The organism is Mesorhizobium sp. M0808 (assembly GCF_040320025.1).
Lineage (GTDB): Bacteria > Pseudomonadota > Alphaproteobacteria > Rhizobiales > Rhizobiaceae > Mesorhizobium.
This window is the reverse complement of sequence record NZ_JAMYOX010000002.1, coordinates 213,929-238,976: the sequence shown is the minus strand read 5'-3', so window position 1 is coordinate 238,976 and position 25,048 is coordinate 213,929. Positions and strand designations below refer to the sequence as shown.

The window sequence follows — 25,048 nt, the reverse complement described above, 5'->3', positions numbered from 1 at the left end:
GCTCCTTGCTGGACCGCCCTAGCGTCACGCCGCCATTCTGCCGATGCTGTGGTATTCGATGCCGTGGCGGGCGATGACCTTGGGGTCGTAGAGATTGCGTCCGTCGAAGATGACGGGCGTGGTCAGCGCGTTCTTCAGCGCATCGAAAGACGGCGCGCTGAAGCTTTTCCACTCGGTCACGATCAAGAGCGCATCGGCGCCTCGCAGCGCGGCCTCCTTGGTGCCGCACAGTTGCAGGTCGTCGCGCAGCCCGTAGATCGCCTGGCATTCCTGCATCGCCTCCGGATCATAGGCCTGCACATTGGCACCAGCGGCCCAGAGCGCTTCCATCAGCGTGCGGGCCGGGGCCTCGCGCATGTCGTCGGTATTGGGTTTGAAGGCCAAGCCCCACAGCGCAAATGTCTTGCCTTTGAGATTGCCCTTGAAATAGCGGTCCACCTTCTCGAACAGGACCGACTTCTGCTGGTTGTTGCGCTCCTCGACGGCACGCAGCAGCTTGGCGTCGAACTTGACGGCCTCGGCAGTCTTGATCAGGGCACGCACATCCTTCGGGAAGCACGAGCCGCCATAGCCGAGGCCCGGATAGATGAAGTGGTAGCCGATCCGCGGGTCGCTGCCGATGCCCTTGCGGACCTCCTCGATGTCGGCGCCCAGTTGCTCGGCCAGGTTGGCCATTTCATTCATGAAGCTGATCTTGGTCGCCAGCATGCAATTGGCCGTGTATTTGGTGAACTCGGCACTGCGCACATCCATCACGATCATCTTTTCGTGGTTGCGGTTGAACGGCGCGTAGAGCTCGCGCATCACCGCCTCGGTGTCCTCGTTGCTGGTGCCGACGATGATCCGGTCGGGCTTCATGCAGTCGCTCACAGCGGACCCTTCCTTGAGGAATTCCGGATTGGAGGCGACGTCGAAAGCCAGATCCTCGCGCCCGCGCGCCTTCAGCGTTGCGGCGATCCTGGCCTTTATCCTTTCGCAGGTGCCGACGGGCACGGTCGACTTGCCGACGACGATCTTGGGCTCGTCCATCTCACGACCGATGGCCTCGGCGACGGCCAGCACATATTTGAGGTCGGCCGAACCATCCTCGCCCGGCGGCGTGCCGACGGCGATCATCTGGATCTGGCCATGCTTGATCGCCGCGGCGGCGTCGGTGGTGAACTTGATGCGGCCGGCGGCATGGTTCTCCTTGACCATGCTTTCGAGCCCAGGCTCGAAGATCGGGACATGACCCTGGTTGAGCCGCTCGACCTTTTTTGCATCGATGTCGACGCAGACCACCTGATGGCCGACTTCGGCAAGCACCGCCGCCTGTACAAGACCGACATAGCCGATTCCAAAGACAGTCAAATTCATTCGGTTTCATTCCTGTTCAAGGTTTCGGGCCTGTTCGAGCTTCGGTTTTCCGACCACCTTCGGCCCGGCCGGTTCAGATGCGCTTCTAGTTTGTGTTGCATGCCAGCGATTCGGGGAATTGGCAGGGCTGGCCAAGTGCGGTGAATGCAACGCGATCCACCTGCATGGTGAGCTTGCGGCCGGGATCGGAGAACGGCCCCATCCAGCCCTTCATTGTATCGCTGCCCCAAAGGCTGAAATAGATCCTTTGCGAATGGGTGGGCAGCTTCGCCGGATCGGTGATCTCGTGGACAAGCTTGCCGTTGACGTACCAGCGCAGCCGGTCCTTTTCCCAGACGAAGGCGTAGTCGTTGAAGGCCTTGTCGGTGCCGCCAGCGACGTCGACCAGTTTCTCGTTCTTGCCTTTGCCGGCTATGTAGGCGTTGACCTGAACCTTGGACGTGTCCTTGGTCAGCACCTCGAAGTCGATTTCATCATGCGGCTGCTTGTCGGCATCGCCGACGAAGCTGAAGAATGCCGCGTTGACGCCGGAGCCCGTGTCGGTCTTCATCCGCGCCTCGTAAGTGCCGTAGCCGAAGCGCTGCTTGGTCTGGATCTCGGCGCAGGCGAATTCGCGATCCTTCAGCTTGCGCTTCTCGAAACCGAGCGTCAGCATGCCGTCGGAAAGCCCGATCAGGCTTTTGGACCAGGTGCAGTTCTGATGCTTGCCGTTCGTCCAGCCGTCGGAAATGTACCAGCGCGCGCGACTGAGGCTGGTGAAATCATCGACAAAGGACGGCGCGGTTGGGAGATCCTGGGCGCGCACGGGGACCAGGCCCGCAACCATGCTGCCGAGAACGACCAGCAGAAACGCGCCGTCTGAACGGAGCCGCCGCAGCTTGCCTGGGATCGGGCGCGTGAACGGGGTGCCTCGGGTTGCCGGGGCGGGCGTGCTTTTAGGATCTGCGTTCATATCAAACTCACCTTGTGCTGTGCGCCCCCAAAGCGATCGTTCGAACCGTGACGAAACAACCTGATCTTGACCTCTGTCGCTCCCAAGCTCCGTGTTGTGCCTAAAACCATTGCGCCGACTCGGGGTGTTCGCTCAGCCTGTGCCGAAATCGGCGGGCTTCACAAAATCGGTCCTTATGTCGGGGCCGTTCTGCCGATTCTCATCGAAGATTTCATCCAGCGAATGACGGAGATCCTTCATCATCTGCTTCTGGCGCGAGAGCGCCGCGATGCGTCGCTCGCAATTCAGGATCGACCTGGTCAGTTCGCCGACTTCGGAGGACTTGCGGGAGGAGACCGCTCCGTTCTCCATGGCCTCGACCAGGAAGGCGGCATTGGTAGCCGTTGTCCTGTAGCGGTTCTCAAGCCCGTTCTTCTCTGCCTCGACCTCGGCCGAGATCTGGTCCAGCAGCTTTGCCAAGCGATCGAGGCGCGAGGTGTCGGTCTGCGTGTCGCGCGCCGGATCTCTCGATCGGAAGCGAAAGATCGAGGCCATGCAGTCAGCGCCCCATCATCGTCGAGCTGGTGACCGGCCTTGGCGCCCGTCCGCGTTCAAAAGACATTTCTTCATCGTCCAGCTCCTCTGACAGGGGGATATCTTGGGCCAGTTCGGTTGGCCGTCCAAAATTGCTGCACCGCAACATAGATTGCCATTCCCTGCGCGGATAGGCAACCACCTAGATCGTAAACTCATGAATCTCGTTGAAACCGTCCGAGCCGACCGAAGGGTAAGGGAGTAGCTACCGCCGTCGCACGTTGACGGGCCTAGCTTTCGCTGGCCGTGCTGGTTCCGGCCATGAGGAAGCGCAGCGGCGGCACATGCTGACGCTTCGCGGCGAGGCCGGCGCGGCGAAACAGCGCATCCAGCTTATCGGAGGCGACGCCGCGGACGACGGCTGTGAGGTTGGACGAGCCGGCCAAGGCGTAGGCCGCGGCCGGCGCCAGCCCGCGCTCAGCCTTCACGTCTAAAAACTTCCGCAACCGGTATTTGTCGCGGATGTGCCGCTCGTGCCTTCTCAGCGCAGCCTTCGATGCCTCCGGCAAACTGTCGATCGCAAGCAGTGCCAGGTCGGCATCGGCCAGATGCTTCAGGTCCTGGGTCTTGTGCCGTCCGCTCAGCGAATCGGCGCGCACGATCGCGCCGTAGCCACAGGATTTGATGACCTTGAAGCGCGCGCCATGGGCAACCGCGCGCGCATAGAGTTCATAGTCTTCACCCAGGCGCAGCTTCTCGTCGTAGCGCAGCCCATGCCGATCGAGAAAGGCGCGGCTGATCACTGGCTTGAGGAAGCCCAGTTCCCCGCGTTGCACACGGCGCCTGGAGATGTTGGCGTCGATGAAACCCTCGAAATCGAGGAATTCCGGCTCGGGCGAGAACGGTGGAGCAACGATTTTCGAAACGTCGGTTGCCGCGTCATCCCTGACAAGCATGATATTGTCTGCGGCGAAATCCCAATCGGTGCTGGCGAACAGTCTGTGAAACCTGCCTTCGAAAAAGAAATCATCAGCGTCCAGAATGCTGATGAACGGCGACCTGGAACCGGCTATCGCGGCGTTGCGTGCAAAGGATGGGCCGCGATTGACGTCGAAGCGGATGACGGAAAGGCGGCCCGTGCCGTCGCCGGCCGCGTGGGCGACTTTCGCGGTATCGTCGGTGGACGCGTCGTCGACGACGACAACTTCCGCAACCTCAGGCTCGCGTAATGCCGATGCAATGGCAGCCGGGATTGTCCGCGCCGCATTGCGGGCGGCGATGATCACGCAGACCTGGAATGATGTCATGGACATGCCTCTCGATTGCAGAAGTCGTTGCGGATTTCCTCGCCCCGTCCGCTCAATGCCCCACCGCCCATTCTGAAATGCATCGGCCCAAACGCCTATGCTGCAAGTGCGAAGCAAGCATCGCCAAAATCATCGGCGCCGTCCAGTTTTTCATTTTGCTGGGTGTCATGGCCCGGTTGGGCAGGCGGCGAGCCTCAATCGGGATGGCTCCAGAAATGCGCCGCTTTGGCAGAGCCGTTCCTACACGCTCTATAGAGCGCTCGACTGGCAGAAACCAGTTGCTGGATCCTCGCCGACCGGACGGCGGCGGGGCGGAGCGAGCGCGTCGAGGCCCGCAGTGTCAAGGAATTGAAAGAACAGGAATGCCGACTGCCGGTGTTGTTGAGGCGAGCAATTCGTCAGAGGACCGGCGAGCTTAACCACAGGTCATATGGACATCGCAGACCGCGGCCAGGCCCGAAATCAGTGAAGGCCTCTCCTGGCGCTGAGTTTCTCGCCTTCGGCCGCTTCGTTCGAACTCAGCTTTCGTTCAGCGTCGCGAATTTTGTCGGCCGGGGTCGGGGCATTTCTGGCGACCATGGCAAAGACCAGCAGAAAATAACCCAGTTGGATGACTATGGCACAGCCGATGACGCGAAACAGCGTCGTACCGAGCGAGGCGCCGCCCAAATAGGACCAGACGATCACGATCGCCAGCGCAAAACACATTCCGATAATGAACTTTGGCAGTGACATACCCGATAGCCCATCAACCGGCTCGGGAAAAAATGTCGACAAGCCCACCCCGAGCACCTCCCTTAAACTCTGCGAGCTTATTTAGGTTGCCCGCGTCTGGCCGGTTGCTTCCGGCCTAGCCCAATCTGTCCATAGTCCGACAGAAACAATTTACAACTCTATTGAGCCGCGCAATAGGCGGCAAGGGCAGCTGCGGAATAAATTTTAAACGAATCCTCGGGATCGACTCTGCCATGGTGCAACGCACACGTCGGCATCACCACTGATTGCCGGATATCGACTCGCTCCAGTATGATTCATAATATTGAATAGTATTTTATCACAACATCAGTCATTATCTTGAAATTCTAAATGACGGCAAAGCTCCACAGGAGGGTATAAAGAGCGATTCGCCTAAAATCAGCCCAAAAATTGGACTAGCTTTTCCAAAATTGCCCATAATCTGTCTCTTTTGCGACATAAATGGGAAATTTTGTGCAGGACGAGTTTATTATTTAGTCAGTTCATGACGCGACTATTACAGCCGTCTGAGAAATTGTGTGTTGCGCTGCAACATTTTTTTGGTATCGTGCGGTAAACCATCCGTTCAACGTATGGAGTTTACGCATGAGGGACGTAGCCAAGCCGGCCGATGCGGATTTTTCGCAGGCCGGCGTCGATTTTCCGCCACCGATTGGCGGCCTGCTCAAACGCAGCTTCGATATTGTCGGTTCGCTGATCGGCCTGGTCGCTCTCAGCCCGCTGTTCGTAATGATAGCGCTGCTTGTCAGGTTTTCCGATGGCGGGCCGATTTTCTATGGTCACAGCCGAATCGGCCGCGGAGGACGGATTTTTCCGTGCCTCAAGTTCCGCACCATGGTTCCAGACGGCGAGCGGGTGCTTGCTGCCTATCTCGCCGCGAATCCGGAGGCCAACGCCGAATGGATAGCGACCCGCAAGTTGAAGAACGACCCGCGGATCACGCGCGTCGGAGCGGTGCTGAGGAAGCTCAGCCTCGATGAGTTGCCGCAGATCATCAACATCCTGCAGGGGGATATGAGCCTGGTCGGGCCTCGTCCCGTGGTGCGCGATGAGCTGGAGATATATGGCAATTCGGCCGTCTATTACCTGAAATCGCGCCCCGGCCTCACCGGGCTTTGGCAGGTCAGCGGACGCAACGATGTTTCGTATGACAGCCGCGTCGCATTCGACAGGCACTATGTCGAGAACTGGTCGATGTTCGAAGACATTCGCATCATCATCAAGACCGTACCTGCGGTCTGGATGTCGCGAGGCTGCTACTGACGGCCGCTTGCTGGCCGTGCATCGAGGAGCGACTGTCCAGAATTCGGGCCCAGAACTCAGGCCCCTAACTCAGGCATCGGCAGCTCATCGGGCGGGGCAAACCAGATCGGAAACGCTCAGTTGAAAGCAGATATAATCGATATCTTTTGCACCGGCATTCTCTCCAGACGCATGCGGCGAGTACGGCTTTTGACGACTTGCCTTACAATGGCGACCGGCCTGACGCTGTCGCTAGCCCTGCCACAGTTTGCCTTCGCCGACGACTATCGCCTAGGAGCACAGGACAAGCTGACCATCCGCGTGGCGGAATGGCAGACCGTCGAAGGCACGTTCCGTGACTGGTCGGCCATCAATGGAGAATACACGGTCGGCCCCGCTGGAACCTTGTCGGTTCCCTTCGTCGGCGAGATGCCCGCATCCGGCAAGACGACTTCGGAGATCGCGGCATCGCTCGGTGAGGCGCTGCAGCGCAAGCTCGCTCTGGCCGACAAGCCGGAGGCTTCCGTCGAAATGGCGCAGTACCGGCCATTCTACATCTCTGGCGAGGTGCAATCGCCCGGCCAGTATCCTTGTGTGCCTGGGTTGTCCGTGCTGAAAGCGATGAGCATTGCCGGCGGAGCCCGGCGGAACCCGGAGAGCGGACAGCGCTACGACCGCGACCTGATCAATGCCAAGGGCAATTTCGACGTACTACAAGACCAATTGGTCAGGCTGACCGTCAAGCGCGCCCGCATCGAAGCGGAACTAGCGGACAAGCCGACATTCGCGGTGCCGAAAGAGGTGGCCGACGATCCGAAGCTGCCCAGCATCGTTGCCGATGAGACGGCGATCCTGGCGGCCGACCAGAAGAAACTCAAGCTGCGCTTGCAGGCGCTCGACGATTTGAAGGCACTGCTGCAAAGCGAGATCGATTCGCTGCAGAAAAAGATCGTCAACCAGCAGAAGCAGGTTGATCTGGCGAAGGAGCAGCTCAACGGCATCGGCTCGCTGGCGCAAAAGGGGCTGGTCGTCAACACGCGGGTTTTGAACTCGCAGCAAACCATCGCCGACCTCGAGGGCCAGATCCTGGATTACGAAACGGCGATTCTCACGGCCAAGCAGTCGATCAGCAAGGCCACCCAGGACGCCATCGATCTCGAGAACACCCAGAACTCCAGCCTCGCGACCGACCGGCAACAGACGGAAGCCGATCTCAACGAGGTGACGCTGAAGCTGAATATGGAAAAGGCCTTGATGTCCGAAGCCTTGTCGGGCAGCCCCATGCCGCAATTCTACGGCAACAACGAACCAGCGGCCTTGTCATTTTCCCTGGTGCGGGTGGTCGACGGCAAGACCAGCGAAATCACCGCCGATGAAGACACGCCGGTGCTGCCAGGGGACGTGATCAAGGTCAAACCGGCGCCCATGGCCATCCAGTAGCTTCTTTCCACCGGAGCAAAGCACCAACCCCGCAGGCAGCGGTCTGCGGGGGGTTTTTGCGTTTGGGATCTTATGGGTCAGAAAACAAGGCGGCCTTCGGGCAACGAACCGCCTGGATCCGCCCGCTCTAGCCTCGCACGGCGTCCGGTTCCTCGAGATGGTTCACGGCGCTCCACCGGGAAGGAGCGACGGCCGGCACCCTCACCAGCTTGAAGTAGCTGTAGTACAGCAGGAACGATCCCATGATGTAGGGATTGAGGGTCTCGACCTCGACGAAGGATCGGATGAACAGAAGCACCATGACGCCGGCAAGAATCACGGAGTCGGCTTGCCATGTCCTGAATATCAGCGCCGAGACGTGACCCCAGAGCGTGCGCAGGATGATCAGCGAAAGCAGTGTCGCGCCGACGAAGCCGAGTTCCACCAAGGTCTCGATGTAGGTGTTGTGGAAGTGGAAGCCGCTTCGCGCGGCGATATAGAATTCGTTCCACAGCCGCTCGGCCTCGGAGAAGCCCTGCACCCAATAAGCCGCGTAGCCGACGCCGAGGATGGGCGATTGCTGCGCGGCATTCCAGCCCTGTTGCCAGAGGTAGGTTCGTCCGGTGAGCGTCGAATCCTTGCCGAAAAGGCCAAGGACAAAGTCCATCAGCCCGAGATTCAGCGCAATCACGGTGCAGGCGACCAGCCCGCCCGCACCGATTATGAAAATCACCCGGCGATGGCGGAGCGAAAGCAGCTTGCCGATGGAAAGCAGGGCGACCAGAGCGAGAACCGCCGGGGTCGACGCCATCGAAGTGGCCGAATGCGACACGACCAGCAGATAGCCCGACAGAAGGACGATCGGTACAATCAACAAAAAGCTTATGCGTCCGCGCCTGAGAAAGGCGAGGTAGACAACGCAGAAATAAATGCCGAGCGATGCGACAAAGCCGATCTGGTTCTTGGAGCTGAAAGCGCCGACGAAATTGTATGTCCCGTCGAGAACGTCGTAGGAATAACTTGCGACCTTGAGCGAGTAGAGCAGAACGACGAAAATCCCGATCAGGGCGCCTATGGTCAAGGTCCGGACGCTGACGGTGCGCGCGGCAATGTAGGCGCAGGCGATATGGGAGCAATATTGGACGGCCGTTCTTGCCGTGGTGCCGGGAGCCGCCGACCAGAACACCGAGAAGCAGACATAGGTTGCAAAGGCCAGCGGAAGCCAGGCGCTGGAAGCGTGCCTTAATATCTTGCGGTAGTCGACCAGGATGAGCGGTAGCCAGACCGCATAATAAGCCAGGATCATGGCCTGGCCGAAAATGGTCGAGTAGGAGAACGCCCAGATCGAGACGGCAACGGCAAAGCTGCCATAGACCGTGTTCTTGTCCGGATCGATCAACAGAGATTTTGGAATCTTCATCTCGATAGCGGTTTTCCGTCCTTGCAGCTCAATGCCGATTTCATGGGCCGCTCGTGGGCCGATTCGTCGGATCGATGGGAGCCTCGCCTGCAGGCGCTCGCATTGTGCAGTGCAATATAACCCATCCGGCGCCGCCTGTCACCCGGATGCCAACCGGGCGCGTCGTTCCAGCCGTTCTCTCCATACCGGGCGAGACGATTTGGCCAGAAGGCAGTGCCGTACAATTGACCGGTGCTGGCCCATCATAAGCTGTTCTGAGGTTGCAAGTCCGCGCTTGAACTTGTCCGCCGTTGACTTCACATTCGCCGCCCATTGGGAGGAAGACCACATGCCGATGAGTTTCGCGGGACGATTTGCCGGACGATCTGCTGTTATCACCGGCGGCGCCTCAGGCATCGGCCTGGCCGTCGCGCAAAGGATCACTGACGAAGGCGGGCGTGTTTCGGTCTGGGATCGCGATGCCGCCCAGATCGAGCAGGCCAAGGCCATTGTTCCAGGCCTGCACAGCGTCACCTTAGACGTCGCCGACCCCATAGCGGTCGAAGCCGCCGCCGGAGAGACGATCGAAGCGCTTGGCGCGGTCGATGTCCTTGTCACCAGTGCTGCCATCACCGGGCCGAACATGACGACCTGGGAGTATTCGGTGGAGGATTGGCGCCGGGTCACCGACATCAACATCAACGGCGTCTTCTTCTGCAACAAGGCGCTGGTCCCGCATATGCTCGAACGCAATTACGGCAGGATCATCAACATCGCCTCGATTGCCGGCAAGGAAGGTAACCCGAACGCCTCGGCCTACAGCACCTCCAAGGCGGCGGTGATCGGCATGACCAAATCGCTCGGCAAGGAACTGGCCAAGACCAAAGTAACGGTGAACTGCGTCACGCCGGCGGCCGTGCGCACCGCGATCTTCCAGCAGATGAGCCAGCAACACATCGACTTCATGCTGTCCAAAATACCGATGGCGCGGTTCGGCGAGGTCGAGGAGGTGGCGGCGCTGATTTGCTGGATCGCGTCCGAGGAATGCTCGTTCACGACGGCGGCCGTCTTCGACGTCTCCGGCGGCCGGGCGACCTACTGAGGCGGGGCCGGACGCAAACCGCCCGACCGGATCGCGGCGCCTCAGTCGTGAAGCTCCCGCGAGATCGGCGGGCCGATCGAAAAATCGCTGAATGTCACTTCGAAGCCCTCGCGCTGCGGCGAACAGCACATCATGCCGACATCGACCGTTTTCGACGGCGGGAAATAGGCAAGCCGCACCGGTTTCCAGTGCTTGTCAGATGCGTCGCGATACTGGACGCGGATCGTCTCGGCATGGCGGGTCATGCGGATCCTGACCCCGTCCGGATCGGCCGGAATGCTGGCCAGCGACCAGTCGGAGGCATCGTTGGTGACGACGACGGAAAAATACATCAGCCCGTCGGTGTATTCGATGCCGGCCTTGATCCAGTGCGTCTCGCTCAGGCGGACCATAAGCCCGGCCTGATCGTAAAGCACCTCATAGTGCCCCTTGACCGTGACTTCGGCGCTGAAATCGCCCTCGACCTCACGATAGAGGAAATGGCCATTGTCGCGCCAGAAGCCGTAGAACGTCTCGCGCCAGAAGTCGGTCTCCTCACCGGTCCGTACATGCACCGTATTGTTGCCGAAGGCGTGGTGCGGCGGCGGATTGAGCCAGGTCAGGTCCGTATTCTCAGATGCCATCGACTTGCTCGCTGCCTGGCTGGTCTGCCGCCTTTTCTTAGCCGGCAAACGTGTAAGCGGTCTTCACCGTGGTGTAGAACTCTGCGGCATAGCGGCCCTGCTCGCGCGGGCCGTAGCTCGATCCCTTGCGCCCGCCGAAAGGCACGTGGAAGTCGACGCCGGCCGTCGGCAGATTGACCATGACCATGCCGGCTTCCGAATTGCGCTTGAAGTGCGTGGCATGCTTGAGGCTCGAGGTGCAGATGCCGGACGTCAGCCCGAACGGCGTGTCGTTGGCCACCGCCAGCGCCTCGTCATAATCCTTGACGCGGATGACGTTGGCGACCGGGCCGAAAATCTCCTCGCGCGAGATGCGCATGGCGTTGGTGGTTTCGGTGAACAGCGCAGGCTGCAAATAGAAGCCGCGGGTTTCGCGATCGAGCCGCTCGCCGCCGAAGGCGAGATCGGCACCTTCCTGACGTCCGATGGCGATATAGTCCTCGTCCTGTTTGAGCTGGCTCTGGTCGACAACCGGCCCGATCTGCGTCTTGGCATCGAGAGCGTCGCCGACGATCAGCTTGGCCATGCGGTCCTTGAGCACCTCGACGAAGCGGTCGTGGATGCCGTCCGTCACCACCAGCCGGGACGACGCCGTGCAGCGCTGGCCGGTCGAGAAGTAGGCACCGTTGATGGCGCAGTCGACGGCGACGGCAAGGTCGGCATCGTCGAGCACCACAAGCGGGTTCTTGCCGCCCATTTCGAGCTGGAACTTGCGCATGTGCTCGACGCTGGCGGCGGCGACGCGCTTGCCGGTGCCGACCGAGCCGGTGAAGGTGATGGCGTTGAGGTCAGGACTGTCGAGCATGGCCTGGCCGACCACCGAACCTTTGCCCATCACCAGGTTGAGCACACCCTTGGGCAGCCCGGCGCGGTGCAGGATGTCGACAATGGTCCAGGCGCTCTCCGGAACGAGTTCCGCCGGCTTGAAGACGATGGTGTTGCCGTAGGCCAGCGCCGGAGCGATTTTCCAAGCCGGAATGGCGATCGGGAAATTCCACGGCGTGATGATGCCGACGACGCCGACCGCTTCGCGGGTGATCTCGACGCCGACGCCGGGCCGCACGCTTGGCACCAGCTCGCCCGACAGGCGCAACGCCTCGCCGGCGAAAAAATCGAATATCTGGGCGGCCCGCACAGTCTCGCCGATGCCCTCGACCAGTGTCTTGCCTTCTTCGCGCGCCAACGCCCGGCCTATTTCATCTTTCCGCGCGGTGATCTCGTCCGACGTCTTCCTCAGCACCGCATGGCGTGCCAGCAGGCCCGATCGGGACCATGCCGGAAATGCCGCTTTCGCCGCGGCGATGGCCTGCCGAGCATGCTCCGCGCCCCCCGATGCATATTCGCCGACCACGTCGTCGAGATTGGACGGGTTGATGTTGCGGGAGCCGGCATCGCCTACCCACTCGCCATCGATGAGGTTCTTTCGAAACGGGATCATGTTGCTGTCTTCCTTGTCGTCCTTCGATCGCCGTCTATCTGGACCACCGACCGCCGCACCGCAAGGCCGAAGAAGGCAAACTTCTCCTTCTCGACAGGCATGTGATAGGTGTCGGGGGCGGGAAAAGACGATTCTTGTGTGGTGCGACGCGGATCGCACGGGAGGTAAAGTATCATGTCCGACAGCGCCTTGCCGCTGGTGATCAGCGCACCCGAACCGCGCACGCTCGACCTGATCTTCACGCCGGCTGCGCTGGCGAAATTTCGATCGAAATACCGCATCGTCGAAACATCGCCTGAAGGTGTCGCGGCGCTGCCGGCCGATATCCTTGGCGAGGCGCGCTACATTGTCGGCCAGCCGCCGATCACGCCGGAGACGCTGGAGAAAATGAAGGCGCTGCGCTGCGTCTTCAATGTCGAGAGCAACCTTATCGACAACATGCCGTACGAGGCGCTGTTTTCGCGCGGCATCCATGTCGTCACCACCGGGCTGGTGTTTGCAGAGCCGGTGGCCGAGCTCGGCCTTGCCATGGCGCTCAACCTCGCCCGCGGAATCGTCGACGCCGATCTCGCATTTCGTCAGGGCAAGGAGCTGTGGGGCGGCGACGGCAACCGGACGGCCCGGCTTCTTTCCGGCGCGGATGTCGGCATTATCGGCTTCGGCGATCTTGGCCGTGCGCTCAACCGGCTGCTGTCAGGCTTTCGCACGCGGACAAAAGTCTTCGACCCGTGGCTGCCGCCGTCGATCCTGATCGAAAACGGCGTCGAGCCGGCCTCTCTTGACGACGTTCTGTCGAACAGCGATTTCGTCTTCGTCGTCGCTTCGGTGACCAGCGAAAACCAGGGCTTCCTCGGCGCCGAGGCGTTTGCCAGGATGCGCAAGGGAGCCGCTTTCATCCTGCTCAGCCGAGCCGGCGTGGTCGATTTCCCGGCACTGATGGACGTCGTCCGCAGCGGCCATATCGTCGCCGCCAGCGATGTTTTTCCTGAGGAGCCTCTGGCCCAGGATCACCCGGTCCGTACGTTGCCGGGGTTCCTGCGCTCCGCCCACCGGGCCGGCGCGCTTGACATCGCCTTCAAGCGGATGGGCGACATGGTGCTGGAAGACATGGACCTGATCGACCGCGGCCTGCCGCCGATGCGTTCGAAGCGGGCCGAGCGTGAGACCGTTTCGCGAATGCGTTCGAAGCCGGTCGACAAGAATTAAGCCGCCTGCCGACGGTCGCACATGCTCAGACGGTGAAGGACCAAAACAGGCAGGCCAGTGTCGCTGCGGCGAAGATGACGAAGAACAGGCTTCTCAACAAGATGTTGCGGCGCAGCTCGTTGATGAACAGATGGCATCCGACGACGCCTGCGACAAACAGGAAGCGCCAGTTCAGGAGTGCGGAGAGCACATCGCGCTGACCGAAAGCAAATCTCGCGGCGAGACATCCAACGATGAGCGCAAACAACACGATGACCGTCCAGAAGATCGCATCGGCGGCATGTGTCAGGACGATGCCAGCGAGCCTGATCGGCAGAACCATCATCAGCAGTGCGCTGAAAAAATAGATCGCCGCGAGCGGAATGAACGTCCCCGCATCGGCGACGTCGCTCAAGCGCTTGGCGCCGATCGCGCCATAGGGATAGCCATGCCTGGCCACCGCCAGGCTGAGCGCCATCAGCAAGGCCGTCAGCACGGCGGCAAGCGCGAATGAGGTCAGGGCTTTGCTCATGAGGCTCCCGTTCCGAGCGAATCGAAGTCAGAACGTTGGTAGCCCATGGTTTGTAAATTGCTAGTAAGCATCATGCAGCGGCGCGGCAGAGTTCCTCGGCGCATCACTCCGCAGCTTGCAGACGCCGCCCGTCGATAATGGTCTTGATCTCGGCGCGGCAAGAGCCGCAATTGGTGCCGGCGTGAAGGGCGGCGCCGATTGCCGCGACGCTGGTACAGCCGCCGCGTACCGCTTCCGCGATCTGGTTGGCACCGACCCCGAAACAGGCGCAGACGATGGCACCGCGGTCGACGCTGTTGCCGCCCGGCCGCCCGGCGACAATCGCCAGCCGCGCCTGCCGATCGGCATGGTCAGCACCAAGTTGTTCGACCGCCCAGCCGCGCGACACCGCTACCGGGGTAGGCGCAAGATAGAACGCGCCGACCAGCCGATTGCCTGCGAAACGGGCGAAGCGATGGTGCCCGCCGGCGATGTCGTGATAGGCGAGCGTCTCGCCTTCGAGGCCGAACAGCGAGGCGGCAAACCCGGTCCAGTCACGGCCGGACTGCAGCGCAATTTCAAGGCGCCAGCCGGCGGGGCAGCGGGCGAGGCTCCAGTAATCGGCGTCGATCGATGCGGGTCGTTCGGCAAGCACGGCGAAGCCGAAGGCAGTGGCGGCGAACCGCTGGATGCGGGCGGCAACGTTCTTCGAGGCCGGCTGACCTGAAATCGCATCGGTCGTCGGCGGGACCAGTGCATCGACACGCGCGCGGGCGGAGATCTGATCGGTCCAGTGCATCGGAACGAATACAGAGCCTTGGCGTTGGCGCACCGTCACCAGCGCGCGGACCAGCACCTCGCCATGGCCAGTCGAGACGCGCACGATGTCGGCATCGCCGATACCATAGTGCTGCGCATCCGCCGGGTGGATTTCGACGAACGGTTCGGCCATGTGCTGCGACAGGCGCGGGCTCTTGCCGGTCCGCGTCATGGTGTGCCAATGGTCGCGGACGCGCCCGGTGTTGAGGACGAGCGGGTAGTCCGGGTTGGTGCGGGTTTGTGCGGCTGGGCGGATGGCAATGAAGCGCGCCTTGCCGTCGGGCGTGTAGAAGCCGCCATTGGCGAAGAAGCGGATGCTGGCTGAGCTATGTCCAGCCTGAACACCCCCCTCTGGCCTGCCGGCCATCTCCCCCTCAAGGGGGGAGATTGGCGGTTTTGCCGGCTGCGCCCACTCATCAACCTGGGAGACTGGCGACAGCCGAGCAGCAGGCTGATCTCCCCCCTTGAGGGGGAGATGGCCGGCAGGCCAGAGGGGGTCATCTGCGACGGCCTCCACCTCGGTGGGGCGACCCGGAGAGGTCGAGACTTCACCACCGACCCCACCCCGTCCCGCTTGTTTCGCTTTGCTCAACGCGCGTGCCGACCCTCCCCTCAAGGGGGAGGGTGAGGCCGGCGCTGGCCATTGGAACGGCAGAAGATCCTCATAGGCCTCTGCACCGATATCGCCATACGCGCCTATATCAAAATCGCGCGCGCCGTCATTCTCGAAGCCCGACAGCGCCGCGTGCTCGGCGAAGATGTCGGTCGGCGACACATGCGAAAACGCCTCGCCGAAGCCCATCAGCTTGGCAACTTCAGCGATGATCCACCAATCTGGCCTTGCCCCGCCGGGCCTGGCCAAAAAAGCCCGCTGGCGCGAGATGCGGCGCTCCGAATTGGTGACGGTGCCATCCTTTTCGCCCCATGCGGTGGCCGGCAGCCGGACATGGGCGTGGCGGACCGTGTCGGTCTCGCCCAGCACGTCCGAGACCACAACAAACGGGCAGGCCTTGATCGCCGCTTCGACGGCATCGGCATCCGGCATCGAATCGACCGGGTTGGTGGCCATGATCCACAGCGCCTTGATGCGTCCGTCGGCCACCGCTTGGAACATCTCGACCGCTTTCAGGCCGGGTTTTTCGGCGACGGTTGGGGCATTCCAGAAGCGCCGCACGCGTTCGCGGTGCTCGGGGTTTTCGATCTCCATGTGGGCGGCCAGCATGTTGGCCATGCCGCCGACCTCACGGCCGCCCATGGCGTTGGGCTGGCCGGTCACCGAGAACGGCCCGGCGCCGGGCTTGCCTATGCGGCCGGTGGCTAGATGGCAGTTGATGATGGCGTTGACCTTGTCGGTGCCCGAAGACGACTGGTTCACGCCTTGGCTGTAGACGGTCACCGTCTTCGCCGTCGCGGCAAACAGGCTGTAGAAGCGGGCCAGTTCGTCCTCACTGAGACCCGTGGCAGCCGCGATGCCGGCAAGATCGAGCGCCGAGGCGGCGAAAAGCGCTTGCCCGAAGCCGGTCGTGTGCGCCGTGATATAGGTGCGGTCCAGCGCGTTGTGCTGGCCGAGATAGGCGAGCAGCCCGGTGAACAAAGCGACGTCGCCATCGGGCGCGATCGCCAGATGCATGTCGGCGATGTCTGAGGTCATTGTGCGGCGAGGGTCGATCAGCACCACCTTCATCTCGGGCCGCTTTTCCCGGGCGGCGGCAATGCGCTGGTAGAGTACCGGATGGCACCAGGCGAGATTGGAGCCGACCAGCACGATCAGGTCGGCAAGTTCCAGATCCTCGTAATTTCCCGGAACGGTGTCCGAGCCAAAGGCGCGGCGGTGGCCGGCGACCGACGAGGCCATGCACAGGCGCGAATTGGTGTCGATATTGGCCGAGCCGATAAAGCCTTTCATCAGCTTGTTGGCGACGTAATAGTCCTCGGTCAGCAACTGGCCGGAAACATAAAAGGCGACCGAACCGGGGCCGTGTTCGGCAATGGTTTGCGAGAAGGTCGAAGCGACAAGGTCGAGCGCTTCGTCCCAGTCGGTGCGGCGACCGTGGATCTCCGGGTATAGCAACCTGCCGTCGAGGTCGATGGTCTCAGCCAGCGCCGAGCCTTTGGAGCAGAGCCGGCCGAAATTCGCCGGGTGGTCCGGGTCGCCACGAACGGTTATTTCACCGTCCGCGGCGACCTTCGCCAGCACGCCGCAACCCACCCCGCAATAGGGGCAGGTGGTCCTCACCTCGCGCGCTTCATCAATCTGCATGGTTCACGCCGCGCGGCTGGCCAGCGCTTCAAGCGCAATGAACAGCCGCTCGCCGTCGATCCGCACCGCAATGGTGCGCACCGCGCCCTCGTCCGCGCCGAGCGCCTTGCCTGTCTCCAGCGAGATCACCCAATTGTGCAAGGGACAGGTCACCGCCGTGCCATGGACGATGCCCTGGCTGAGCGGCCCACCTTTGTGCGGGCAATGGTCGTCGATGGCGAAGACTTGATCGTCGGCCGTGCGGAAGACGGCGATCTTGCCTTCGGGCGTGGCGACGCAGCGCGCGCCGCGACGCGGAATGTCCGAGAGCGTGCCTATCGATACCCAGTTCATGTGGCTATTCCTCTTTTGCGCGTGTTCTTGTCCGAAAACGCATTCCACTTTTCGGGAACACGCGCCTACTCCGCCGCCTGGGCAAAGCCGACCGAAGCCATCGGCCGGAATTCATGCTTGTCCTTGCCGGAAGCACGTTCCGACCATGGGTCGACCTGGGCGAATTTCTGCGAAAAGACGAAGCGGTCGAAATAGGCTTTGCGCTTCTCGCCATCGTCCATGATCTGACGCTTGATCTCAGCTATGCCGACGCGCTTGGCCCATTTGTAGATACGCTCGAGATAGCGGCCCTGCTCGCGATACATCTGCGTCAACGCCACGATATGCTCCAGCGCCTCGTCCTCGGTCTTGACCAGGCCGAGCACTTCGGTGCCCTTGATGTCGAGACCGGCGGCGCCGGCGAAATGGATCTCGTAGCCGCTATCGACGCAGATCACGCCGACATCCTTGCAGGTCGCCTCGGCACAGTTTCGCGGACAGCCCGACACCGCCATCTTGACCTTGGCCGGGGTCCACGAGCCCCACATGAATTTTTCGATACGGATGCCCAAGCCGGTCGAATCCTGCGTGCCGAAGCGGCACCAGTCCGAGCCGACACAGGTCTTCACCGTGCGCAGTCCTTTGGCATAGGCGTGGCCGGAGACGAAGCCGGCCTGGCCGAGATCGGCCCATACCGCCGGCAGGTCTTCCTTGCGGATGCCGAGCATGTCGATGCGCTGGCCGCCGGTGACCTTGACCATCGGGATCTCGAACTTGTCGACGACGTCTGCGATGGCGCGCAATTCGGCGGCGTTGGTGACGCCGCCCCACATGCGCGGCACTACCGAATAGGTGCCGTCCTTTTGGATGTTGGCGTGGACGCGCTCGTTGATGAAGCGCGACTGGTAATCGTCGGCGTATTCGTCGGGCCAGTCGCAGACGAGATAATAGTTGAGCGCCGGCCGACATTTGGCGCAGCCGCAGGAGGTCTTCCACTCCAGTTCCTGCATGACGGCGGGAATGGTCTTCAAGCCCTTGGCCTTGATCAGCCGGCGGACCTCGTCATGGCCAAGCGCGGTGCAGCTGCACATCGGCTGGACCGCCGCGGGGTTGTATTTGTCGCCGATGGTCAGCACCATCAGCTTTTCGACCAGCCCGGTGCAGGAGCCGCAGGAGGCCGACGCCTTGGTGTGGGCGCGCACATCGTCGAGCGAGGTCAAGCCCCTGGCCGTGATCGCGCCGGTGATCTTTCCCTTGCATACGCCGTTGCAACCGCAGATTTCCGCATCATCCGGCAAGGCTGCAACGGCCGCCATAGGGTCCAGGGGGGCGCCTCCCTGGTAGGACTGGCCGAAGATGAGCGTATCGCGCATCTCGGATATGTCGGTCTGCTTCTTCTTGAGGTCGTTGAACCAGGCGCCGTCCGCCGTCTCGCCATAGAGCACGGTGCCGATGATGCGGTCGTCCTTGAGTACCAGGCGCTTGTAGACGCCGGCCGCGGCATCGCGCAGCACGATCTCCTGGCGGTCATCGCCCTCGGCGAAGTCGCCGAGAGAGAACAGCTCGATGCCGGTGACCTTGAGCTTGGTCGGCGTGTCCATGTGGACGAAAGCCGCCGCCTCATTGCCGGCCAGATGGCTGGCGGCGACGCGCGCCATCTCGTAGAGCGGCGCGACCAGCCCGTAGACCTGGCCGTTGACCTCGGCGCATTCGCCGATTGCGTAGATATCGGGATCGTTGCTGCGCATGCCGGCGTCGACGACGATGCCGCGATTGACCGCAATGCCGGCTTCCTTCGCCAGCGGCGCATTCGGCCTGATGCCCACCGCCATGACGACGAGCGTTGCGGGAATGACTGTGCCGTCGGCAAGCTCCACCCGCTCGACCTTGCCGTTGCCGGTGATCGCCTGGGTGTTGGCCTTGGTGATGACCTTGATGCCGCGCTGCTCGACGGCGCGCTGCAGGAGATATCCGGCGGCCGGATCGAGCTGACGCTCCATCAGCGTCGGCATGACGTGCAGCACGGTGACGTCCATCCCTTGCGCGTTCAGACCCGCAGCCGCTTCCAGGCCGAGCAGGCCGCCGCCGATGACCACCGCCTTGGCCCGCGACTGGGCGGCAAGCATCATCGCCCGGACGTCGTCGAGATCGCGATACGTGAGCACGCCGGGCAGATCATGGCCTGGCACCGGAATGATAAACGGCACCGAGCCGGTGGCGATGACGAGCTTGTCGTAGGGCTCGGTCACGCCATGATCGGAGGTGACGGTCTTTGCCTGCCGGTCGATGGCGACGATCTTGTGGCCCTTGTAGAGGGTGATGCCGTGCTTGATGTACCAGCCGTCGCCATGGATGATGATCTCCTCATAGGCCTTTTCGCCCGACAAAACCGGCGAGAGCATGATGCGGTCGTAGTTCACGCGCGGCTCGGCGTTGAAGATGGTGACCTGGTAGCGCCCAGGCGCCTTTTCCAGGAGGTGCTCCAGCATGCGCCCGGGGGCCATGCCGTTGCCGATGATGACGAGTTTCTCGGTCATGTCCTGATCCACTCCGGTCTCACTCAGCCGCGTAGGAAAGGCCTGAAGCTTCGTCAGACGCCGTGCGCTCCATCCGCCGGATGGAAAAATGCATCCAGGCAAAGCAGGTGGCGACGATGACGAAGAGCAGCATGAAGCAGCTCGACCAGACGCCGGTGAGGTCGTTGAGCGCTCCGAAGACGATTGGCAGGATAAAGCCGCCGAGCCCGCCAATCATGCCGACAACGCCGCCGACCGCGCCGACACTCTGCGGATAGTAAGCCGGGATGTGCTTGTAGACGGCAGCCTTGCCGAGGCTCATGAAGAAGCCGAGCACACAGGCAACGGCTATGAAGGCGAGCGGGCCGACCTCGAAATGGAAGGCGATCGGCCCGCTGACACCGCGCACGACGTAATCTGCCGAGGGGAGAGACAGAACGAGAGTCGCGGCGGCACTGACAGCGAAGGTCCAGTAGAGCACGGTGCGGGCGCCGATCCGGTCGGAAAGCACGCCGCCATAGGCGCGGAAAATACTTGCCGGAATTGAATAGGCCGCCCCGATCATGCCGGCGGTCGCAAGCCCGAAGCCGTAGACGCCGATCAGGTAGCGGGGCAGCCACAACGAGAGCGCCACGAATGCACCGAAGGCGAAGAAATAATAGAAGGCGAAGCGCCAGACCTGCAGGTTCTTGAGCGGTGCGAATTCCTGCAAGAAGCTTCTCGCGGGCGCTGCCTTGCCGGCGCGGCGCTCGCGGATGACCGGATCGTCGCCGGTCGTGAACCAGAAGACGGCGGCCATGACGACGAGTGCTGCCGCCCAGATCAGCGCGACCGACTGCCAGCCCCAGGAGAGAAGCACGAACGGTGCCAGGAACTTGGTGACCGCGGCGCCGACATTGCCGACACCAAAAATGCCAAGCGCCGTACCCTGCTTGCCGGCCGGGAAGAAGCGCGAGACATAGGCGACACCGACGGCGAAGGAACCGCCGGCGAGCCCAACGCCTAGTGCGGCGACCAGCATCTGCCCGTAGGTGTGCGCAAAAGCGAGCAGAAAGGTCGCGACCGCCGCCGCAAGCATGGTCGCGGTGTATACCAGCCGTCCGCCAAAACGGTCGGTCCAGACACCGAGCACCATACGCACGAGCGAGCCGGTGAGGATCGGCGTGCCGACGAGCAGGCCGAACTCCGTCTCGTTCAGCCCCAGCTCCTGCTTTATGCGCACGCCGATGATTGAAAAGATCGTCCACACCGCGAAGCAGACGGTGAAGGCGATGGTGGACATGGCAAGCGCCTGCCGGGGAGCGCTGTCCTGGCTGGGCGCGGCTGGGAGATTTGCGGTCATTTTCTGGCTCCGGTTTGCGGCGTGGGAGGCACCGCCCTTGTCTGTTCGTTCGCGACTGTCAGCGGCGCAGCATCGGCGAACTGGTTGAAACCGACCTTTGCGCGGTCACTTCGAGACCCTTGCCGTCAGTCTTGGCGCCGGCGGGAAAGAGGAGGAGCGCGGCGGTGAACAGCGCCGCCGTCAGCGCGCTGACGGCCAGAAAATCGCGGCGCGTGAAGTCCGCTAGGGACGCGCCAGTTCCGATCCGTTTCGTCATCGTCGTCTCCGGTTGGGCGCCGCTTGGGACCAGCGCCGTCGATTGCGTCAAAACAAAAAAGCCGCCGGCCAGGTCTTCGCGTCCGGGGTTCCGGGAGCGCGTGTGGACCTGAGCGGCAGCTTTGCCTGTGGCGCCCGCCATTGGACGCCGTTTCACTTGGCCCTTGCGGACCCTACATTTTGGAAAGCAGGAAGCGTGCCAATTCGACAGCGCTCTTAATTATCGAATGAAATCAATATGAACCGCAGCCGCGCGGCTTTTGACCAAGCTCGGCAGCGGATCAAAGATTAGTCAAAATGCCTTGCACAGCAGCATAATATTTGTGCAATGCGGTAGATTGCCCATTGCCGATGCAGATTGCCAATGATGATGACGAGTTTTCCCGTTATGGCCTTACTCCGCGGCTTCGACGAAGCGGTGGCGTTCGTAGAGGAATTTCAGCACCGCCTCGCGGCAGCGCAGGAAGGTGCGGTCGGAGGAAAGCTCGATGCGCCGGCGCGGCCGGGCCAGCGGCACGGCAAGAACCTCGCCGATGGTGGCCGCCGGGCCGTTGGTCATCATGACGATGCGGTCGGACAACAGCACCGCCTCGTCGACATCATGGGTGATCATGATCGTCGTCGAGCCGAGCCTCGAATGGATATCCATCACCGCGTCCTGCAGATGCGCGCGCGTCAGCGCGTCGAGCGCCCCGAACGGCTCGTCGAGCAGCAGGATCTTCGGCTCCATGGCCAGCGCCCGGGCGATGCCGACGCGCTGCTTCATGCCGCCCGAAATCTCGGCCGGACGTTTGTCCTTGGCATGCGCCATCTGCACGAGATCGAGATTGCGCATGATCCATTCATGCCGCTCGGCCCGGCTCTTGCTCCGGCCAAAGACCTTCGTGACTGCCAAATTGATGTTTTCGTAGACGGTGAGCCATGGCAGCAGGCTGTGGTTCTGGAACACCACGGCGCGTTCCGGGCCGGGACTATCGACCTCCTTGTCTTCGAGCAGAACCGCGCCGGCCGAGACCTTGGTCAGGCCGGCGATCAGGTTGAGCAAGGTCGACTTGCCGCAGCCGGAATGGCCGATGATCGAGACGAATTCGCCTTTGTCGATGGTCAGCCGGATGTCCTTCAGCACGTCGCTGACCTGGCTGCCGCGGGCGAAGGATTTGTCGATGTGGTCGAGTTTCAGATAGGCCGTCATCGTCCCTCTCCTCACTTTGCCGTTGTGCCGCGGGTGACGAAGGCGCCGACCGCCGCGACCAGGCGGTCGAGGCAGAAACCGGTGACGCCGATATAGGCGAGTGCGACGATGATGTCGGGCAGCCGCGACGAATTCCAGGCATCCCAGATGAAGAAGCCGATACCGACGCCGCCGGTCAGCATTTCGGCGGCGACGATGGCGAGCCAGGACAGACCGATGCCGATGCGCAGGCCGGTGAAGATGTAAGGTGCCGCGGCCGGCACCATGATCTTCACGAAGAATTCGAGCTGGTTGAGCCTGAGGATGCGGGAGACGTTGCGATAGTCCTCTGGAATGTTACGGACGCCGACGGCGGTGTTGATGATCACCGGCCAGATCGAGGTGATGAAGATGACGAAGATCGCCGACGGGCTGGAATCGCGGAACGCCGCCAGCGACAGCGGCAGCCAGGCGAGCGGCGGTACCGTGCGCAGGATCTGGAACACCGGATCAAGGCCGCGCATCGCCCAGATCGACTGGCCAACCAGCGCGCCGAGCGCGACGCCGACGACAGCCGCAAGGCCAAAGCCGATGGCGACGCGCTGCAGCGAGATCAGCACCCGCCAGGCGAGTCCGATATCCTGCGGGCCATTGTTGAAGAACGGATGGGCGATCAGGTCATAGGCCTCGTTCCACACCTGGCTCGGCGGTGGCAGGCTGGCTGTGGGCGACGAACAGGCGACCTGCCAGACGACGAGCATGATGGTGATGACGATGACCGGCGGCACCAGCGTGCTGGCCAGCTTGCCTGCGATCGCGGCCGGGTCGAAGCGGCGCCGCGCCCTGGCGGTGAAGACGATGATTTCGGCGGGCTTGGCAGGCGCGGGGAACGGCTTCACCTTGCGGTCCTCGATGGCTTGGATAGACATTTCTCGAACGTTCCTTTGGCATTTGGCGACAAGCGGCGCCGTTGCGCTTGTGGCGACAAACGGCGCGAGCGCCGTTTGCACCGTTCAGGCCGATGCCTTGATCTTCAGGCTGTCGAGATAGGCGGACGGGTTCTCCGGATCGAAGACCTTGCCGTCGAAGAAGGTCTCGACGCCGCGCGATGAAGACGCCGGGATATCGGCCGCGGCGACACCAAGATCCTTGGCCGCTTCTCGCCACAGATCCTCGCGATTGACCTGAGCGACCAGCGCCTTGATGTCGGTGGTCGGCGCGAACTTGCCCCAGCGGATGTTTTCGGCGAGAAACCAGGAGTCGTGGCTCTTGAAGGGATAGGACACGCCGCCCTGCCAGAACTTCATGTAGAGATCGGTGCCGTTGGCGACGCGGCCATTGCCGTAATTGATGTCGCCCTTGAGGCGGCCGATGATGTCGGCGGTCGGCACGTTCATCCATTGCCGCTTGCCGATGATGGCGGCCATCTCGTCCTTGTTTTCCTTGGCTTCGCACCATTGCTGGGCTTCCATGACGGCCATCAGGATCGCCTTGGTGGCGTTCGGATACTTGTCGATGAAGGCGGCGCGCAGGCCGAGCGCCTTTTCCGGATGGCCCTTCCACAGTTCGCCAGTGGTGGCGGCGGTGAAGCCGACGCCCTGGTGGACGAGCTGCTCGTTCCACGGCTCGCCGACACAGAACACGTCCATGTTGCCGACCTTCATGTTGGCGACCATCTGCGGCGGCGGCACGACGATGGTCGAGACGTCCTTGTCGGGATCGATGCCGCCGGCAGCCAGCCAGTAGCGCAGCCAAAGATCGTGCGTGCCGCCCGGGAAGGTCATGGCGGCCTTCACCTCCTTGCCTGCGGCCTTTTTCGCAGCGAAGGCGTCCTTCAGCTTGGAGGCGTCGAGGCCGACACCGGTGCCGGCATATTCCTGGGCGACAGAAATGCCCTGGCAGTCGTAGTTGAGCCGGGCCACGATCGCCATCGGCAGCGGCTGCTTGTTTTGCGTCACCTTGCCGGTGTGCATCAGATAAGGCATCGGCGTCAGGATATGGGCGCCGTCAATGCCGTTGGCTTCGCCGCCGAGCACCAGATTATCGCGCGTCGCCCCCCAGGAGGCCTGCTTGAGCACCTCGACATCGGGCATGCCGAATTTCTCGAACAGGCCTTTCTCCTTGGCAATCATCAGCGGCGCCGCATCGGTCAGCGCTATGAAGCCGAGCTTGGCGCCGGTGACTTCCGGCGCGGCGGGCGCCGCATAGGCGCCGGAGGGCAGCAGCGCACGCGCCGCGGCCAGCGTTGCCGCGGTGGCCGCGCTGATCCTCAGGAAATCGCGGCGGCCGATCGCCGTTTGGGCGGAATGGCTATTGGTGCTTTTCGTCATCGTCATCTCCGGTTGGGCGCGGCTTGGGATCGGCGCCGTCGATTGCGTGTTCGACCAAAACAAAAAAGCCGCCGGCCAGGCCGCGCGCGTCCGTCCATCCGGGATCGCGTGTTGACCTGAGCGGCAGCGTTGCCTGTAGCGCCCGCCATTGGACGCCTATTCCGTGACCCGAGAAGAGTCTGCCTATTGCAACGCAGGAAC

At 62.3% G+C, this 25,048-nt stretch carries 22 protein-coding genes; 5 read left to right on the top strand and 17 right to left on the bottom strand.

Translation table 11 applies throughout. The features are described 5' to 3' along the window. Positions 1–24: 24 nt before the first annotated feature. From NKI25_RS04180 to NKI25_RS04160, 5 genes are all read right to left on the bottom strand, one after another. Entirely contained in the window at positions 25–1,356 is a 1,332-nt protein-coding gene (locus NKI25_RS04180) for a UDP-glucose dehydrogenase family protein (protein ID WP_352998206.1), read from the bottom strand. 85 nt (positions 1,357–1,441) lie between these two features. Next, positions 1,442–2,308, bottom strand: a complete 867-nt coding sequence (gene exoK, locus NKI25_RS04175) for an endo-1,3-1,4-beta-glycanase ExoK (protein WP_023676311.1) — start codon at positions 2,306–2,308, stop codon at positions 1,442–1,444. A gap of 132 nt (positions 2,309–2,440) precedes the next feature. Continuing rightward, positions 2,441–2,842, bottom strand: a complete 402-nt coding sequence (locus tag NKI25_RS04170; protein ID WP_352591091.1) for a hypothetical protein — start codon at positions 2,840–2,842, stop codon at positions 2,441–2,443. A gap of 269 nt (positions 2,843–3,111) precedes the next feature. Beyond that, positions 3,112–4,134: a glycosyltransferase family 2 protein gene (locus NKI25_RS04165; RefSeq protein ID WP_023676309.1), complete on the bottom strand. Its 1,023-nt coding sequence runs from the start codon at positions 4,132–4,134 to the stop codon at positions 3,112–3,114. Positions 4,135–4,590: 456 nt separating this feature from the next. After that, positions 4,591–4,920, bottom strand: coding sequence for an exopolysaccharide production repressor protein (locus NKI25_RS04160; RefSeq protein WP_245274682.1), 330 nt, complete (start codon positions 4,918–4,920; stop codon positions 4,591–4,593). Positions 4,921–5,469: 549 nt separating this feature from the next. Here NKI25_RS04160 and NKI25_RS04155 point away from each other — a divergent pair. Together NKI25_RS04155 and NKI25_RS04150 are read left to right on the top strand one after the other, a co-directional pair. Next, positions 5,470–6,147 carry a sugar transferase gene (locus NKI25_RS04155; protein ID WP_023676307.1) on the top strand — a complete coding sequence of 226 codons (678 nt, stop codon included), beginning with the start codon at positions 5,470–5,472 and terminating at the stop codon, positions 6,145–6,147. Between the two features lie 207 nt (positions 6,148–6,354). Then, the gene (locus NKI25_RS04150) at positions 6,355–7,566 is read left to right on the top strand and encodes a polysaccharide biosynthesis/export family protein (protein WP_084641075.1); all 1,212 of its coding nucleotides are present in this window, start codon (positions 6,355–6,357) and stop codon (positions 7,564–7,566) included. 127 nt (positions 7,567–7,693) lie between these two features. Here the strand turns inward: NKI25_RS04150 and NKI25_RS04145 are convergent, their stop codons facing one another. Beyond that, entirely contained in the window at positions 7,694–8,965 is a 1,272-nt protein-coding gene (locus NKI25_RS04145; RefSeq protein WP_023676305.1) for an O-antigen ligase family protein, read from the bottom strand. 328 nt (positions 8,966–9,293) lie between these two features. Here NKI25_RS04145 and NKI25_RS04140 point away from each other — a divergent pair, with 328 nt between their 5' ends. Further along, the gene (locus NKI25_RS04140; protein WP_023676304.1) at positions 9,294–10,046 is read left to right on the top strand and encodes an SDR family NAD(P)-dependent oxidoreductase; all 753 of its coding nucleotides are present in this window, start codon (positions 9,294–9,296) and stop codon (positions 10,044–10,046) included. Between the two features lie 41 nt (positions 10,047–10,087). On the opposite strand, the gene NKI25_RS04135 is transcribed toward NKI25_RS04140, so the two are convergent. Together NKI25_RS04135 and NKI25_RS04130 are read right to left on the bottom strand one after the other, a co-directional pair. After that, a complete protein-coding gene (locus NKI25_RS04135) occupies positions 10,088–10,669 on the bottom strand; it encodes a DUF1349 domain-containing protein (protein WP_023676303.1) in 582 nt (193 codons plus the stop codon). 37 nt (positions 10,670–10,706) lie between these two features. Further along, positions 10,707–12,143 (bottom strand): aldehyde dehydrogenase family protein, encoded by a 1,437-nt coding sequence (locus NKI25_RS04130; protein ID WP_031211677.1) that lies wholly within the window; start codon positions 12,141–12,143, stop codon positions 10,707–10,709. Positions 12,144–12,320: 177 nt separating this feature from the next. Here NKI25_RS04130 and NKI25_RS04125 point away from each other — a divergent pair, with 177 nt between their 5' ends. Next, the gene (locus tag NKI25_RS04125) at positions 12,321–13,352 is read left to right on the top strand and encodes a hydroxyacid dehydrogenase (RefSeq protein ID WP_352623309.1); all 1,032 of its coding nucleotides are present in this window, start codon (positions 12,321–12,323) and stop codon (positions 13,350–13,352) included. Positions 13,353–13,377: 25 nt separating this feature from the next. Here NKI25_RS04125 and NKI25_RS04120 read toward each other — a convergent pair whose 3' ends face one another. The 9 genes from NKI25_RS04120 to NKI25_RS04080 all read right to left on the bottom strand — a co-directional run bounded on the left by NKI25_RS04120 (position 13,378) and on the right by NKI25_RS04080 (position 24,847). After that, positions 13,378–13,863 carry a hypothetical protein gene (locus NKI25_RS04120; RefSeq protein ID WP_023676299.1) on the bottom strand — a complete coding sequence of 162 codons (486 nt, stop codon included), beginning with the start codon at positions 13,861–13,863 and terminating at the stop codon, positions 13,378–13,380. Positions 13,864–13,966: 103 nt separating this feature from the next. Next, positions 13,967–16,921: a nitrate reductase gene (locus NKI25_RS04115; RefSeq protein WP_352634972.1), complete on the bottom strand. Its 2,955-nt coding sequence runs from the start codon at positions 16,919–16,921 to the stop codon at positions 13,967–13,969. A gap of 3 nt (positions 16,922–16,924) precedes the next feature. Further along, positions 16,925–17,254, bottom strand: a complete 330-nt coding sequence (nirD, locus tag NKI25_RS04110) for a nitrite reductase small subunit NirD (RefSeq protein WP_023676297.1) — start codon at positions 17,252–17,254, stop codon at positions 16,925–16,927. Between the two features lie 65 nt (positions 17,255–17,319). Continuing rightward, the gene (nirB, locus tag NKI25_RS04105; RefSeq protein WP_352998205.1) at positions 17,320–19,770 is read right to left on the bottom strand and encodes a nitrite reductase large subunit NirB; all 2,451 of its coding nucleotides are present in this window, start codon (positions 19,768–19,770) and stop codon (positions 17,320–17,322) included. A 19-nt stretch (positions 19,771–19,789) separates the two neighbouring features. Further along, positions 19,790–21,091, bottom strand: a complete 1,302-nt coding sequence (locus NKI25_RS04100; RefSeq protein ID WP_352634970.1) for an MFS transporter — start codon at positions 21,089–21,091, stop codon at positions 19,790–19,792. Positions 21,092–21,149: 58 nt separating this feature from the next. Further along, a complete protein-coding gene (locus tag NKI25_RS04095; protein WP_352568359.1) occupies positions 21,150–21,488 on the bottom strand; it encodes a hypothetical protein in 339 nt (112 codons plus the stop codon). 252 nt (positions 21,489–21,740) lie between these two features. Next, positions 21,741–22,538 carry an ABC transporter ATP-binding protein gene (locus NKI25_RS04090; RefSeq protein ID WP_352591076.1) on the bottom strand — a complete coding sequence of 266 codons (798 nt, stop codon included), beginning with the start codon at positions 22,536–22,538 and terminating at the stop codon, positions 21,741–21,743. A gap of 11 nt (positions 22,539–22,549) precedes the next feature. Further along, positions 22,550–23,446, bottom strand: coding sequence for a nitrate ABC transporter permease (gene ntrB, locus NKI25_RS04085; RefSeq protein WP_352591073.1), 897 nt, complete (start codon positions 23,444–23,446; stop codon positions 22,550–22,552). A gap of 84 nt (positions 23,447–23,530) precedes the next feature. Then, positions 23,531–24,847 carry a CmpA/NrtA family ABC transporter substrate-binding protein gene (locus tag NKI25_RS04080; protein WP_352591070.1) on the bottom strand — a complete coding sequence of 439 codons (1,317 nt, stop codon included), beginning with the start codon at positions 24,845–24,847 and terminating at the stop codon, positions 23,531–23,533. On the opposite strand from NKI25_RS04080, the gene NKI25_RS04075 reads away from it, so the two are divergent. After that, complete coding sequence (locus NKI25_RS04075; protein WP_352448433.1) at positions 24,834–24,962, top strand: hypothetical protein; 129 nt, start codon at positions 24,834–24,836, stop codon at positions 24,960–24,962. The genes NKI25_RS04080 and NKI25_RS04075 overlap by 14 nt on opposite strands. The last annotated feature ends 86 nt before the right edge of the window (positions 24,963–25,048 follow it).